Below are 14,625 nucleotides of genomic sequence, written 5' to 3'. Positions count from 1 at the left end.
AGATGTGTATAAGAGACAGCTCCTGCCTTGCCCCCTCCCCGCCCGTCTTTTGACCGTGGGGGCACGGGCTCATGCCAAAAACAGCGACACCAGAATCGGCACAAAGGTGGAGCAGATTATGCCATTGACCAGGGAGAAAACCACGGTGCGCTCGTCAGTGTACTTGATCATCATGGGCAGGGTCGTATCTTCGCTCGTGGCCGCCGCCGCAGCGATGCAGGCATAGTAGTTGAGCCGTCGCGCGATGAGGGGGATGCTGAAAAACGAGAGGAGCTCGCGCATGAGGCTCGCCAGGAACGCGATGGCGCCCAGCTGGGCGCCGCCAAGCCCCTCGATGGTAACGCCCACCAGGCTATACCACCCCAGGCCGCTTGCCACCGCCATACCCTCGCGCGGCAGATAGCCCAGCAGCAGCGCGGCGACGCAACCTCCCGCGACCGACCCCACGATCACGCCCGCGGGAATCACGAGCGTTTTGATGTGGTGCTCCCGGATGCTGGAGATGAGCCCGCGATGCATGCCGACGCTTACGCCCACCAGCAGCATGAGCACGTCGAGAATGAGGTCGCTCGCCGAGACGACGGCCTGCAGCAGGGCAGTATCCCCCGCGCAGACGCCCGCACCAATGCCTGCAAGCAGCGCGACGAAAGCGAAGACCACCATGGTCTCCCCGCGCAAGAACGCAAGGACCCTCGCTACGAGCGACCCGCCGGAAGCGTCTTTGGGCCTGCCGCCATCCTGCGGCGCCCTGCCGTCCCCCATGAGCCAGGAGGTCAGCGCATAGACGATGGCGATCGAGAATGCCATGGGAAGCAGGCAGAAGACCAGGCTCTGCAAGCCCCACGTGCCCAGCTCGCGAAAGAACTCGTCGTTTTGGCCAAGCGACACGCCCATGGTGAATATGAGCAGGCAGGTGCAAACGACCTGCAGCAGCTCGACGGGTCGTTTGCAGGCAGCGGGCACCACAAAGCACCCCGCCACGACGCCCACAAGCATGATAACGAGAATATCCACCGCGCCCCCTCGCTCCTCGCGCCGAAAAAGGACAGCCCCCGCGAGGGCTGCCCTTTGCATGTGCCGCATGGGGCACTGATTTCCAGCTGCTCAGTGTACTCCAGGCCGGCGCGCCAACCAACCCGGGCACGTCCGAGCGCCCCTTTTGCTACACCAGCAGCTTGGCGATCTGCACGGCGTTGGTCGCAGCGCCCTTGCGAATCTGGTCGCCGCAGCACCAGAAGGTGATGCCGCGCGCCGCCTCGGGATTCGAGATGTCGCGGCGCAGGCGTCCGACCCAGATGAGATCCTGGTCGGAGGTGTCGATCGGCATGGGGAAGCGATCGTGCGCGCTCTCGGCGCCTCGGTCGTCGACCAATTTGACGCCGGGAGCCCCCGCAAGCGCCTCGCGCGCCTCTTCGAGCGTGATATCGCCCTCGAACTCAAGCGTCACGCTTTCGGAGTGCGAGCGCAGCACGGGCACGCGCACGCAGGTGCAGCACACCGCGAGCTCGGGAAGATGCATGATCTTGCGGCCTTCGTTCTGGAGCTTCATCTCCTCCGAGGTGTACCCCTCGTCGTCAAATCCGCCGATCTGCGGGATGAGGTTGCTCACGAGCTGCGCCGCAAATGCCTTCGGCTCGGGAATCGCCTCTTCACGTCCCATGGCCGCGATCTGCGCCTCGAGCTCGGCCATGCCGGGTGCGCCGGCGCCCGATGCCGCCTGGTACGTGGAGACAATCATACGCTTCACGCCGGCGACCTTATGCAGGGGCCAGGTGGGCACCAGCGCGATGATGGTGGCGCAGTTGGGGTTGGAGATGATGCCCTTGTGCCACGACACGTCATCGGCGTTGATCTCGGGAATCACCAGCGGCACCTCGGGGTCCATGCGGAAGGCGTGGCTGTTGTCCACCACCGTGGCCCCCGCCTCGACGGCGGCCGGAAGCAGCTGCTTGGCAATGGCGTCGTCGGCGGCGCCGAGCACGATGTCGCAACCCTCGAAGGCCGCCGGCGTAGCCTCCTCGATAACGACCTCTTCGCCACGGAAGGAGAGCGTCTTGCCCGCGCTGCGCGCGCTTGCGAGCAGCTTGATCTTGCCTACAGGAAACTCCTGCTCTTCAAGACAGGCAAGCATCTGCGTGCCAACCGCTCCCGTGGCACCCAGAATGGCAACCGTGTACTCCTTCATGGCGTTCGACCTCCCGTGTTCTGAATGAGTCAGTTGGTCGAGTGTACCGTTGCAGTATTTCCGTTGTGTGAATACCCGATTTTTTGTTCGCGAAGGCCAGGGGCGACGGGGAACATCGGCCGATTATCATCTAGGCTGTTGCGCCAATCCAAGAAGATCGTCATTCGTCCTCCCCGCCCTTTATTGCCGCGTGAGTGGCGCCGCATGACGATCAGGGACCCCTGTGATCGGGGGCGTCTGTGCGGCCCTTTTGTGACGAACGGGGCAGCGTGGCCAATCTACTCGTGAGCTGGGCATGGCCATCGCGGACCGCGACCTCGATTGGTCATTTTTCCGAGCGCTGGGCATGAGACAAGCCAAGGTCGTCCTAGGGAAAGAGGCCCTATGGTATAAAGCATGGCGTAATGCTGGCCCATATTGCTCCAGCCTGGGAGGCGGGCGCCTCTAGGAAGCATCCCCCTACCCAGAGGTCATGCCGATTGACCTCCGCAGGCCGGGCTCCACGAGACCCATGCCCAGCTCTCGAATGATTTGACCTGACGCGCCATCACCCGCAAGCAAGCTGCCCAGAGGCCAGTCGATTTGGCCTTAGGCCCGCCGGCAACCATCGCCCACCGTCCCATAGAGCCTAGACGAAGCCGATAGCGCTTCCGGGACCGGCGCGGGCGCGCCATACCTGAGCTCGGGGCCGTCATGGATGGGGCAAGGCAGCCCAGCCTGTCGAGAATGCCCGGAAGGGCGCGTTCGTCGCCGCGCCGGGCGCTCGCCCCGTTGCAGCCACGCCCTCCGGCGCCCCTGCCGCAATTCTGAGGATGCCTTCGTCGCATCTCAGCCTCAAGCCGCCGGACATAAAAAGCCTCCCGTTTCTCACGTCCGAGAAACGGGAGGCATAGTATCGTTGCCGAGGCCCTCTCTGTATGATGCCTGTCTTTCGCTACCTCACCGATGCGGGGTGCGACGCCGCCTCGGCGCGCTTCAGGTCCTTGAGCTCAAGCAGGTGGTCGCCATCGGAGAAGGCGCTGTAGATAGCGCGGATGGCGCGCTCGAAGTCGACGTCGCGCACGCCCACGATGATGTTGATCTCGTCAGAACCCTGGGCGATCATGCGGATGGAGATGCCCTCCTGGCCGAGCGCCGCGAACAGGCTTCCCGAGATGCCCGGACGCCCGCTCATGTTGCGGCCGACCGTCGAGATGAGCGCCAAGTCGTCGACGACCTTGATGCCATCAGGCTGAACCTCGGTCTTGATGTCCGCCACGATGGACCACAGCGAGTCCTTCACGTCCTCGCCCTGCACGACCACGGCAAACGAGTCGATGCCCGAGGGAATGTGCTCGATCGACACGCGATAGCGCTCAAAAATCGAGAGCACGCGACGAACGATGCCCACCTCGTTGGACATGTGGTCCTTCAGGATATGCACGGCGACGAAATTGCGCTTGCCCGTAACGCCCGTGATGATGGGCTCGTCGGCCACGTAGTCCTCGCGGTCGGAGATGATGGTTCCCGGGTCAAGGGGGCGGTTGGTGTTCTTCACCGCGATCGGGATCCCGGCCTCCATCACGGGGAACACGGCCTCCTCGTGCAGCACCGAGGCGCCCATATAGGAGAGCTCGCGCATCTCGGAATAGGTGATGCGGGAGATGGGCTGCGGATGAGGAACGACGCCCGGGTCTGCAGAGAGGAAGCCCGAGACATCCGTCCAGTTCTCATATAGCGCCGCATCGAGGCACTTGGCGAGGATCGATCCCGAAATGTCTCCGCCGCCGCGATCGAGCAGCATGATGCGGCCCTCGCGGGTGGCGCCATAGAATCCCGGCATGACGAAGCCGCCCGGGACGCCGCGCTCCTGAATGAGCGCCTGGGTGCGCGTCATGGACAGGGTGCCGTCGTGGTGAAACGCCACGACATCGGCTGCATCCAAGAACGGAAGCCCCAGGTATTCGGCCATCAGGCGAGCGGTGAAGTACTCGCCGCGGCTCACCAGCTCTTCGGTGGTGAGGTCCCCCGCCTTGGCTTTCTCGGCAAAGGTGGCGAACTCCTCGCGAATGGGATACGTGAGCCCCAGCTCGTCGGCGATGTCGAAATAGCGCTGGCCGATATCCGTCAGGAGGTCGTCGCACGAGACGTGGTAGCGCACGTGGGCCGCAACAAGGTAGAGCAGGTCGGTGACCTTGGCGTCCGACTTATAGCGACGGCCACACGCCGACACGACGACGAAGCGGCGGGACGGGTCTGCCTCGATGATGGAGCGGATCTTTTTGAAGTGCTCGGCATCGGCCACCGAAGACCCGCCGAATTTAGCAACTTTAATCATGACAAAGAGGTTACCTTTCTTAAGCCGTGATTGCGCGGCGCAGCGCTCTGATACCATGGGCCTACGAAATGACCAGGCAAACAAGGAGCTACCGACATGAGTTTGTATCATAGTACACGTTCACGTGCTTTAGCATGCTCAAGTAAAGACGCCATACGCACCGGCATCGCACCCGACGGCGGCCTGTTTGTCTGTGACGCCCTGGGAGGCGAGAAACTCGACGTAAGCGCCTTGGCGTCTAAAGACTACGCCGCCATCGCCCGCGAAGTGCTCGGAATGTTACTTCCTGATTACACGCCCGACGAGATAGCCGTCTGCGTCGATGAGGCATATGCGAATTCGTTTGCAAGTCCCGAGGTCACGCCGCTGGTCGCCCTCGAGGGCGCGGGCGAGGCGGACGGGGTCGGCACCTATGTGCTCGAGCTGTTCCACGGCCCCACCAGCGCCTTCAAAGACGTCGCGCTCCAGATGCTTCCGCGTCTCATGGCGCGTACGTCGAGCGACAGCGCTGACGAGAGCATCATGATCGTCACCGCCACCTCCGGCGACACCGGCAAGGCCGCCCTTGCAGGCTTTGCCGACGCTCCGGGGTGCGGCATCACCGTGTTCTACCCCGAAGGCAAGGTCAGCCACGTCCAGCAGCTGCAGATGACCACGCAGGCGGGCAAGAACGTCTCCGTTTGCGGCGTGCGCGGCAATTTCGACGATGCCCAGAGCGCCGTCAAGCGCATCTTTGCCGACCAAGAGCTCGCCTGTCGCCTGCGCAAGCGCGGCGTGGCGCTTTCCAGCGCAAACTCCATCAACGTGGGACGCCTCGTGCCGCAGGTGGTCTATTACTTCGCCGCCTATGCGCAGCTCCTGCGCGCAGGCGCCGTCAAGCCGGGCGACGAGGTCGAGTTCTGCGTGCCCACCGGCAACTTCGGCGACGTGCTCGCCGGCTACTATGCCAAGCTGCTGGGCCTGCCCGTCGCACGCCTGCTGGTCGCAAGCGATAAGAACAACGTGCTCTACGACTTTTTGACCACGGGCGTCTACGACCGCAACCGCCCCTTCTTCACCACCACCTCGCCCAGCATGGACATCCTCATCTCGTCCAATCTGGAGCGCATGCTCTACTTCCTGTCGGGTGGCGACTGCGACCTGGTCGCGCGCCTCATGGGAGAGCTCGCCGAGAGCGGCCGCTACGAGATCTCTCCCGATCTTCTGGCAGGCATTCAAGAGGTCTTCGGATGCGGATGGGCCGACGAGAAGCAGGTCGCGGAGGCCATCGCCGCCTGCTGGCAAGACCATGGCTACGTCATGGACCCGCACACCGCCTGCGGCTATCACGTGCTCGGCCAGACGCCTGCCGCCGCAGGCGCCCGCGCACGCGTGCTTCTCTCTACGGCAAGCCCCTATAAGTTCCCGCGCGCCGTGGCAGAGGCGCTCGGGCTCAGGACTCCGAAGGATGATTTTGCCTGCATGGACGTTCTCGCCCAGGCAACCGGCACGCAGCCGCCCGCACAGCTTTCCTGCCTTGCCGACGCACCCATCCTCCACGACAGCGTGGTCGATATCGACCGCATGGAAGCCTTCGTGGAGCGCGCCGCCAAGAAGCTGTAGCGCCCGCCCCGAGCTCGTCGACCCGAGTTCGCTCGACCATAACCACGCCTCCGCGCGACGTCTTCGCCTCGCCTCCGCCCCGCGACGACGTCGCGCGGTTTATCCTTATGCCATGCAGCGTATGTCGCGCGGCGTCCCATCAGCCTCGCTTCAGCTTGAAAGGAACCATCAGATGATTCGCGTCACCGTACCCGCCACCAGCGCCAACCTGGGCATTGGCTACGATACGCTCGGCATGGCGGTGTCGCTCTACTCGCACTTCACCTTCGATCGTGCCGAGAGCCTCACCATCACCGGCTGTCCCGAGGAGTTCCAGAACGCGGACAATATGGTGTATGTCGCCTTCGAGCAGGCGCTTGCGGCGTGGGGCGAAGACCCCTTCCCCATCTCGATCGACATCCAGACCGAAATACCCGTCGCGCGCGGCCTAGGCTCCAGCTCGACATGCGTGGTCGCCGGCATCATGGGCGCGGCCGCGCTCACCGGCCACACGGTAACGCGAGAGGAGCTCGTCGCGCTCGCAACGCAGATGGAGGGCCACCCCGACAACGTTGCACCGGCCATCTTGGGAGCAGCCGTATGCTCCTTCACGCCCGAAGGGGAGCTGCCGCGCTGCCTGCGCTACAACGTGAGCGATCGTCTGCGCTTCATCACTGTGATCCCTCCCTACGAGGTGCACACCTCCGACGCCCGCAAGGTGGTGCCGCAGGAAGTCCCCCTCTCGACTGCCGTGTGGCAGATGGGACGCATCGCCGGACTCACGCGCGGCCTTGAAACGGGCGACACCGCGCTCATCGCTGCGGCAAACGACGACCGCCTGCAGGAGCCGTACCGTCGACGCCTCATCCCCGACTACGACGCCATTCGCGAGACCTGCCTCTCGGGCGGCGCGAAGACCATCTGGATCTCTGGCTCGGGCTCGACCCTCATGGCGGTGACGGACGACACCATCGTGGCGAAGTTCTTGCAGGTGCGCCTGCGCGAGAGCTTCCCCGCATGCGAGACGCACATCCTCACCTGCGACACCGAGGGCGCGCAGATCGAGTATCTGTAGGGCCAGCGCCCGACACGCGCCCCGGCTCTGGGCTTCGTTCTTTCTCTGCTGCCATCGCCGGCTGCCTTGGCGCTGCCGGCCCTCTGCTAGGATGTGTGCAGCACATCTTCAGACAGGAGCAGCATGTCAAAGCGATTGTCCAACAAAGCACCGCAACACCACCGCAAGCACCCCTCGACCGCGCGGGCGACAGGTCGACCACAGCGAGCGAATCTCGACCCATGCGGCCCCACGGCGCTCGGCTTCACGCGGGCCGACTTTCCTCCCACCACGCGCGCCGACATGGAGGAGCGCGGCTGGAACCAGTGCGACTTTGTCTATGTCTCGGGCGACGCCTACGTCGACCATCCCAGCTTTGGTACCGCCATCATCGTGCGGCTTCTCGAATCCCACGGATACCGCGTGGGCGTCATCGCCCAACCCGATTGGCGTGACCCCGCAAGCGTCGCCGCGCTCGGAGAGCCTCGCCTGGGATTTTTTGTCTCCGCCGGCAACATGGACTCCATGGTGAACCATTACAGCGTCTCGAAGCACCGCCGCCGCACCGACGCCTACACGCCAGGCGGAGCCTCCGGCGCGAGGCCCGATCACGCCGTGGTGGTCTACGGCAACCTCATCCGCCGCACCTTCAAAGAGACGCCCATCATCTTGGGCGGCATCGAGGCAAGCTTGAGGCGCCTCGCCCACTATGACTACTGGTCGGACCGCCTCAAACGCTCCATCCTGCTTGACTCGGGCGCAGACCTCGTTTCCTATGGCATGGGAGAGCGCTCGGTCGTCGCCATCGCCGACGCGCTAGATTCGGGCCTCCCGGCAGAGCAGATCACCTATATCGAAGGCACGGTCTATCGCACCCGCTCGCTCGACGAGGTATATGACTACACGCTCCTCCCCAGCTGGGACGAACTCGAAGCCGACCGCCTCACCTATGCCAAAAGCTTTAACACCCAGTACGAAAACATGGACCCGTTCTCGGGGAAACGCCTGGTCGAACCCTATCCGCACAACGTCTTCGTCGTGCAGAACCCTCCGTCGAAGCCGCTTTCTCAACCCGAGTTCGATGAGGCATACGACCTGCCCTATACGCGAACCTACCACCCAGACTACGAGGCGGCAGGCGGCGTTCCGGCGCTCAAAGAGGTCAAGATGTCCCTCATCTCGAACCGCGGGTGCTTTGGCGAGTGCTCGTTTTGCGCGCTCACCTTTCACCAAGGGCGCATCGTGCAGACGCGAAGCCATAAGAGCCTGCTTGCGGAGGCTCGCAAGATCACCCAGGAGCCCGACTTCAAGGGATACATCCATGACGTGGGCGGCCCCACCGCCAACTTCCGGCAGCCGGCGTGCAAAAAGCAACTGACCCGCGGGGCATGCGTCCACAAGCGTTGCCTGTGGCCTGACGTCTGCCGTCAGATGGACGTCTCGCATCGTGACTATGTGCAGCTTCTCCGCGAGTTGCGCAGCCTGCCGGGGGTGAAAAAGGTATTTGTCCGCAGCGGCATTCGATTCGACTACGTGCTCGCCGACACCGACGACACCTTCATCCGCGAGCTCTGCGCCCATCATGTGTCCGGCCAGCTCAAGGTCGCCCCCGAGCACGTGAGCGATGCGGTGCTTTCAGTCATGGGAAAGCCGAGCCGCTCGGTCTACGACCGCTTCGTCACAAAGTACCGAGAGGTCAATAAAGAGCTGGGCAAGAAGCAATATCTGGTTCCCTACCTCATGTCGAGCCATCCCGGCTCCACCCTGCGCGAAGCCGTCGAGCTCGCAGAGTACGTGCGCGACATGGGCTACATGCCCGAACAGGTGCAGGACTTCTATCCCACGCCCTCCACGATGTCTACCTGCATGTACTATACCGGTGTCGATCCGCGCACCATGAAGCCTATCTACGTGCCCAAATCGGCACATGAAAAGGCCCTGCAGCGCGCACTCATCCAGTATCGGAAACCCGAGAACTACGATCTGGTGGTTGAGGCGCTGCGCAAAGCAGGCAGAGGGGACCTCATCGGCTTTGGGCCCAAATGCCTCGTGAGGCCCACGCGTCCGCACGGCACGAAGCAGCCGCGACAGTCCGGACGCCAGGCCAAGAGTTTCGATGGGCACGGGGCGCGAGGACCGGTCGGCAAGGGCGCCAAGCGCGGAGCCAACGCCATCGGACGCAACCGGGCGGGACAAGGGCGAGAAGCCAACCGCGGAGGCCACCGGGGATAGCCGGACCGGCGCTCGGGCCACACGGAAGCTTCCTGTGCATTTTGGACGCCCAGACGGGACCTCTTATGCAGAACGGCCGCCAAGGGGCCTCTATGCGGGACTTGGCGTCCATTCTGCAACAGAAGTCGTCCCGCGGCGTCCAAAACGCACAGGAAGTCACGCGCGGCGGCGCAGCAGGGCGCGGAGACGACGAGACGCGGCGGCGACCGCGCAGCATGCAACTTTTTACGTTTTCGGCTCTAAAACGTAAAAAGTTGCATGTCTAGGAGAGACCGACGAGGCGATCAAGTCGATGAGACCCTTCTCAACGCAATAAGCTCATCCGACCCAACCAGCCTTTTGATGAGAGGGCCTCCTCGCTGGCAGGCAGATCCGTCAGCGAGGAGGCCCTCGACCATGCGCGGGGCCAAACGCCCCGCTAGAGCGAACCGAAACGGGGCACGCTCAGCATCGCCCCATAGGCGCATCTGCTCGATGCCTACAGGCACGCCTGCTCGATACGTGCCTTAAGCTTGTCGATGCCCAGACCACTCTCAGAGCTCGTGACGATGATGTCATCGGCTGCGACATCGAGCTGCTTGCGAATCGTCGCAAGCTGGCGGCCCTGCTGCGAGCGACTCAGCTTATCTGCCTTGGTAAGGGCGACCACAAAGGGATATCCCCCCTCCTGGAGAAACTCGATCATCTGATGGTCGAGGGCGCTGGGATCGTGGCGAATGTCCACCAGCGAGACCACCAAGTTGAAGCTGCGCTCAAGGTTGAAGAAATCGCCGATGAGCTTCGCCCAGCGATCGCGCTCAGCCTTCGAACGTTTAGCGAAGCCGTATCCCGGCAGATCGATAAAGTGAACGCCATCGGCCTCAAAGAAGTTCACGTTTGCCGTCTTGCCCGGCGTCGCAGAGACCTTCACGAGGCCCTTGCGGTTGAAGATCTTGTTCATGATGGAGGACTTGCCCACATTCGAGCGCCCCACGAACGATACCTCCGGGCACGTCGACGGCGGGATCTGCGACGCCTTGCCGTAGCTGGCGACAAAGTGGACGAGCTGATAATTGATGTGATCGGCCATGGGGATACCTCCTGATGGGGCCTTCTGACAGGTCGATGGGACGATCGGTCGTCCTGACATGGTATCAGTACTCAATGCGCCGAGCAGCGAACGGTAGAAATCAAGCGGCAAACGGCATAATCGTCGAAAGCATCTTCACTCGCCATGTTCCCGAGTTCTCCAAACGCCTGAACGAGCTTGTCGCGCAGATTCCTGAAGAGTACTTCGAGGCGACGCAATCGATTATCTCAAACGCAAAGATGCACCTCGGCAAGCAGCTGGACGAGAACATCTACCTTTCGCTCACCGACCACATCCACTTCACCATCGAACGCGCCCGGCGCGGCGTTCAGATACGCAACCGCCTCCTCATCGAGACAAAGATGCTCTACCAAGAGGAATTCGCCGTCGCTCTCGAGGCAATCGATTACCTCATGAAGCGATTCGACGTCAAGCTCCCCGAAGACGAGGCTGCGTTCATCGCGCTGCACTTCGTAAATGCCGAAACCGAGACCAGCATGGACAAAACGATCGAGATCACCCGCATGGTGCAAGAGGTCGTCTCGCTCATCCGCCATCACTTTCACATCGAGATCGACCCGGCGTCGCTCGATTACTACCGCTTGATGATTCACCTCAAGCTGTTTGCCACCCGTGTCATCACCAACCCGGACACGCCTGACAGCTTGCAGGACCCGCAGCTCTTTGAGCTCGTGAAGCATCAGTACGGCGCCGCCTTCGCATGCGTCGAGCAAATCGTGGGCTTCATCGAGGCGACATACCGCTACAAGATCTCGGAAAACGAGCAGCTCTACCTCACGATCCACATCCAGCGTGTCTACGGGCCCCATCTGCATGAGTGATGAGACATAGCGCTCGAGCCCCACAGGCAAGACGCTTTGGCACCGACCCCTTCGATTACCCCCTCGCCTCCCTATGCCGGCTTTGGGAGGCGACCACCAGAGATAGTCAGCAATCACCTGAAAGGAGCGACGATGAATCCCGACACCCTTGCCAGTCAGATCATCGAAGCCGTGGGCGGAAAGGACAACGTCCGCGAAGTATTCCACTGTGTAACCCGTCTGCGCTTTTACCTCAACGACCTCTCCAAGGCCGATGAAGAGCGCCTGAAGAAGACCAACGGCGTGCTCGGCGTGGTCAACACCACCGAACAGCTGCAGATCATCATCGGCAACGAGGTCGACACGGTCTGCAACGCCGTCCAGGCACAGCTTGGCCCCATCGACGCCAAGGCCAAGCTCGACGCCGACGTGGCGAAGAACAAGGAGGAGATGAAGAAATACCGCATCGGCGGCATCTTCGAGACCATCTCCGCAATCATCCTACCCGTCATTCCCGCCATGGCTGGCACCGGTATCCTCAAGGGCGTCGTCACCATCATGACGAGCTACCTCGGCTTTGCCTCTGATGACGTACTCATTCAGGTGCTGACGATGGCGGCCGACTCGGTCTTCTACTTCCTCCCATTCTTCCTCGCATGGTCTTCGGCAAAGCGCTTCAAGACCGACATTGCCATGGCGCTGGTCATCGCCGGCATCCTGCTCTACCCCACGATGACGGCAGGCCAGTCCGCCGGATCCGACCCGATGTATCTGTTCGGCGTGCTGCCCATCCCCTTTGCGAAATACTCCGCAAGCTCCATCCCCATCATCCTGTCAGTCTGGGTGATGAGCTATGTGTATAAGTATGTCGACAAGTTCATCCCCAAGATGCTGCGCCTGGTGTTCACGCCCCTCGTGACCGTGCTCATCATGGCCCCCGTCGCCCTCGTGGTGACCGGCCCCATCGCCAACTACCTTGCCCAGGCCATCGCGACGCTCTTCACCTGGCTCTTCACCGTCTCGCCGCTCATCGCCGGTGCCGTCATCGGCGCCACGCGCTCGCTGCTCGTCTTCACCGGCATGCACCTCTCGCTGGGCGCCGTGTGCCTCAACAACATCTCCGTGCTCGGCTATGATTACATCCTGCCGGTCAACACCATGGGCACCATGGCCATCGTCGGCTGCTGCCTGGGCGTGTGGATCTGCGCCAAGAAGTCCGAGAACAAAGAGATCGGCATGTCGACCTTCGTCTCCTCGTTCCTGGGCATCACCGAGCCGGGTATCTACGGCGTCCTCATGACGTTCCGCACGGCCCTCATCGCCGACATCATCGCCGGCGGCATCGCGGGCGCCTTCGTGGCCACCATCGGCTGCCATGCCTATGCCTACGTCAACTCTTGCATCCTGTCCCTGCCCGTGTTCGTTGACGAGAACTTCGTCTTCATGTGCATCGGCATGGCGCTTGCCACCGCGCTGGGCTGCGGCCTCACCATCTTCTTTGGCCTCGACGAGGGCGACGGCATCAAGGCGCGCCTCTTCAGCAAGAAGGCCGAGCCCGCGCCCGCGGTCGAAGCCGCCGGCGCTGCCACACCGAGCGTCGCCGTCGCAGGCGCCACCAACTCCGTGGACGTGGTGGCAAGCCCGCTCACCGGCTCCGTCTCCCCGCTTTCCGAAACGCCTGACGCCGTATTTGCATCCGGAACGCTCGGCAAGGGCGTCGTGATCGAGCCGACCGAGGGCGTGCTGCGCTCCCCCTTCGACGGCACCGTGACCGCCGTCTATCCCTCCAAGCATGCCATCGGCGTCACCTCCGACTCCGGCGTGGAATGCCTCATCCATATCGGCATCGACACCGTGAACCTTGGCGGCAAGCACTTTGAGATGGCCGTCGAGCAGGGGCAGCACGTGCAGGCGGGCGACACGCTTCTTACCTTTGACATCGACGCCATCAAAGCGGCAGGATACTCCGTCGTCTCCCCGGTCATCATCTCCAACACGGCAAGCTACCTTGACGTGTTCCCCGTAAACGAGCGCGGCGCGGTCAAGGCGGGCGACGAGCTCATCAAGACGCTCAAGTAGCGGACCCCGCCCGGCAACGCCAGCACCACGCGCCGCTGTCGGGCGGAACTACGCGCCGCCGTCGGGCGGGCCCCGACGTCGCTGTTTGCAAGTTTGCTGCTCGTTATTCATTCTTGGGCAAGATTGTGCTGTTAAACGCCCCTAAAAGCCCGCTTTTCAGCACATTCTTGCCCGAGAATGTACAAGCGCCAGCACACACGGCACACGGCACCCATCCACTCACGTTCGAAAGGACCATCATGTACCAGAATCAGGCATCCCTGCACTTTCCCAACGGCTTCCTATGGGGCGGCGCGACCGCTGCCAACCAGGTCGAGGGCGGCTGGGACGAGGGAGGCAAAGGCATGACCATCCAGGACTGCCTGCCCTACCGCGAGGTGGGCGTCGCCGACTTCACCAAGCAGTTCGCCTACAGCTCGGCGGACCTCGCCGAGGCGCTCGCCGCTGGTCCCGAGGCGAACTACCCCAAGCGCCGCGCCATCGACTTCTACCACCACTACAAGGAGGACATCGCGCTCTTCGCCGAGATGGGGTTCAAGGTGCTGCGCGTGTCCATCTGCTGGAGCCGCATCTATACCGACCCGCGCGACCCCGAGCCCAACGAGGAGGGCATCGCCTTCTACGAGGACATGTTCCGCGAGTGCCGCAAGCACGGCATCGAGCCGCTCGTGACGCTGTCGCACTACGACCCGCCGCTCGCGCTCGTGACCGACTACCAGGGCTGGTACTCGCGCGAGGTCATCGACCTCTTCGTGAAGTACGCCCGCACCTGCTTCGAGCGCTTCGGACACCTCGTCAAGTACTGGCTGACCTTCAACGAGGTCGACGCGATGCTGCGCCACGCCGTCACCTCCGGTGGCCTCATCGAGGATCGCTTCCCCGGCAAGAACTTTGACGAGGTCATCTACCAGGCCATGCACCACCAGATGGTCGCCAGCGCCCAGGCCGTGAAGCTCTGCCACGAGATGGTGCCGGGATCGCAGGTCGGCTGCATGATGACGAAGCTCTGCTTCTACCCCTACTCCTGCAAGCCCGAGGACAACCTCGCCACGCAGCAGCGCATGCGCGGCGTCTACCGCTACGTGGACATCCAGGTCTTCGGCGAGTACCCGCGCTACCTGTGGAAGGAGATGGAGCAGAAGGGCGTCTCCATCGAGTACCGCCCCGAGGACATTGTTAGTGTCAATCTATCTTTCGCCGATTCCACCAACGAACCTCACCCGTTCGCGCCAACGCACATGCGCCGATCCCGCCAGCGTCACGCGCCGCTTCCGGCGTCCCGGTCCG

General features: G+C 62.9%; 10 protein-coding genes. 6 read left to right on the top strand and 4 right to left on the bottom strand.

Features of this window, described 5'->3' with window-relative positions:
* Nucleotides 1-69: 69 nt before the first annotated feature.
* The 3 genes from H6A15_RS10685 to H6A15_RS09525 form a co-directional block, all read right to left on the bottom strand.
* Nucleotides 70-1,014, bottom strand: coding sequence for a LysO family transporter (locus tag H6A15_RS10685; RefSeq protein ID WP_204673524.1), 945 nt, complete (start codon nt 1,012-1,014; stop codon nt 70-72).
* Nucleotides 1,015-1,162: 148 nt separating this feature from the next.
* Nucleotides 1,163-2,185: an aspartate-semialdehyde dehydrogenase gene (locus tag H6A15_RS09530; RefSeq protein WP_204673523.1), complete on the bottom strand. Its 1,023-nt coding sequence runs from the start codon at nt 2,183-2,185 to the stop codon at nt 1,163-1,165.
* Nucleotides 2,186-3,119: 934 nt separating this feature from the next.
* On the bottom strand, nt 3,120-4,502 hold the full coding sequence (locus H6A15_RS09525) for an aspartate kinase (RefSeq protein WP_204673522.1): 1,383 nt from the start codon (nt 4,500-4,502) through the stop codon (nt 3,120-3,122).
* 96 nt (nt 4,503-4,598) lie between these two features.
* Here H6A15_RS09525 and thrC point away from each other — a divergent pair, with 96 nt between their 5' ends.
* From thrC to H6A15_RS09510, 3 genes are all read left to right on the top strand, one after another.
* A complete protein-coding gene (gene thrC / locus H6A15_RS09520) occupies nt 4,599-6,104 on the top strand; it encodes a threonine synthase (protein WP_204673521.1) in 1,506 nt (501 codons plus the stop codon).
* 172 nt (nt 6,105-6,276) lie between these two features.
* A complete protein-coding gene (gene thrB / locus H6A15_RS09515; protein ID WP_204673520.1) occupies nt 6,277-7,158 on the top strand; it encodes a homoserine kinase in 882 nt (293 codons plus the stop codon).
* 123 nt (nt 7,159-7,281) lie between these two features.
* Nucleotides 7,282-9,369 (top strand): YgiQ family radical SAM protein, encoded by a 2,088-nt coding sequence (locus H6A15_RS09510; protein WP_204673519.1) that lies wholly within the window; start codon nt 7,282-7,284, stop codon nt 9,367-9,369.
* Nucleotides 9,370-9,847: 478 nt separating this feature from the next.
* On the opposite strand, the gene yihA is transcribed toward H6A15_RS09510, so the two are convergent.
* The gene (gene yihA / locus H6A15_RS09505) at nt 9,848-10,438 is read right to left on the bottom strand and encodes a ribosome biogenesis GTP-binding protein YihA/YsxC (protein WP_204673518.1); all 591 of its coding nucleotides are present in this window, start codon (nt 10,436-10,438) and stop codon (nt 9,848-9,850) included.
* Between the two features lie 74 nt (nt 10,439-10,512).
* On the opposite strand from yihA, the gene H6A15_RS09500 reads away from it, so the two are divergent.
* From H6A15_RS09500 to H6A15_RS09490, 3 genes are all read left to right on the top strand, one after another.
* On the top strand, nt 10,513-11,280 hold the full coding sequence (locus H6A15_RS09500) for a PRD domain-containing protein (RefSeq protein WP_204673517.1): 768 nt from the start codon (nt 10,513-10,515) through the stop codon (nt 11,278-11,280).
* A 132-nt stretch (nt 11,281-11,412) separates the two neighbouring features.
* On the top strand, nt 11,413-13,338 hold the full coding sequence (locus H6A15_RS09495) for a beta-glucoside-specific PTS transporter subunit IIABC (RefSeq protein ID WP_204673516.1): 1,926 nt from the start codon (nt 11,413-11,415) through the stop codon (nt 13,336-13,338).
* Between the two features lie 239 nt (nt 13,339-13,577).
* The coding region (locus H6A15_RS09490) for a glycoside hydrolase family 1 protein (protein ID WP_204673515.1) at nt 13,578-14,625 on the top strand (1,048 nt) is incomplete at its 3' end.

Source organism: Enorma phocaeensis (assembly GCF_016901575.1).
Lineage (GTDB): Bacteria > Actinomycetota > Coriobacteriia > Coriobacteriales > Coriobacteriaceae > Limicola > Limicola phocaeensis_A.
The sequence above is the reverse complement of the archived record's forward strand: the minus strand, read 5'-3'. Positions and strand labels throughout refer to the sequence as shown.

Bases quoted from the DNA above. Each gene is read 5' to 3' on its own strand.
- thrB (WP_204673520.1), top strand. From the start codon at position 6,277: ATGATTCGCGTCACCGTACCCGCCACCAGCGCCAACCTGGGCATTGGC.
- H6A15_RS09500 (WP_204673517.1), top strand. From the start codon at position 10,513: ATGCGCCGAGCAGCGAACGGTAGAAATCAAGCGGCAAACGGCATAATC.
- H6A15_RS09510 (WP_204673519.1), top strand. From the start codon at position 7,282: ATGTCAAAGCGATTGTCCAACAAAGCACCGCAACACCACCGCAAGCAC.
- H6A15_RS09525 (WP_204673522.1), bottom strand. From the start codon at position 4,502: ATGATTAAAGTTGCTAAATTCGGCGGGTCTTCGGTGGCCGATGCCGAG.
- H6A15_RS09495 (WP_204673516.1), top strand. From the start codon at position 11,413: ATGAATCCCGACACCCTTGCCAGTCAGATCATCGAAGCCGTGGGCGGA.
- H6A15_RS09530 (WP_204673523.1), bottom strand. From the start codon at position 2,185: ATGAAGGAGTACACGGTTGCCATTCTGGGTGCCACGGGAGCGGTTGGC.
- yihA (WP_204673518.1), bottom strand. From the start codon at position 10,438: ATGGCCGATCACATCAATTATCAGCTCGTCCACTTTGTCGCCAGCTAC.
- thrC (WP_204673521.1), top strand. From the start codon at position 4,599: ATGAGTTTGTATCATAGTACACGTTCACGTGCTTTAGCATGCTCAAGT.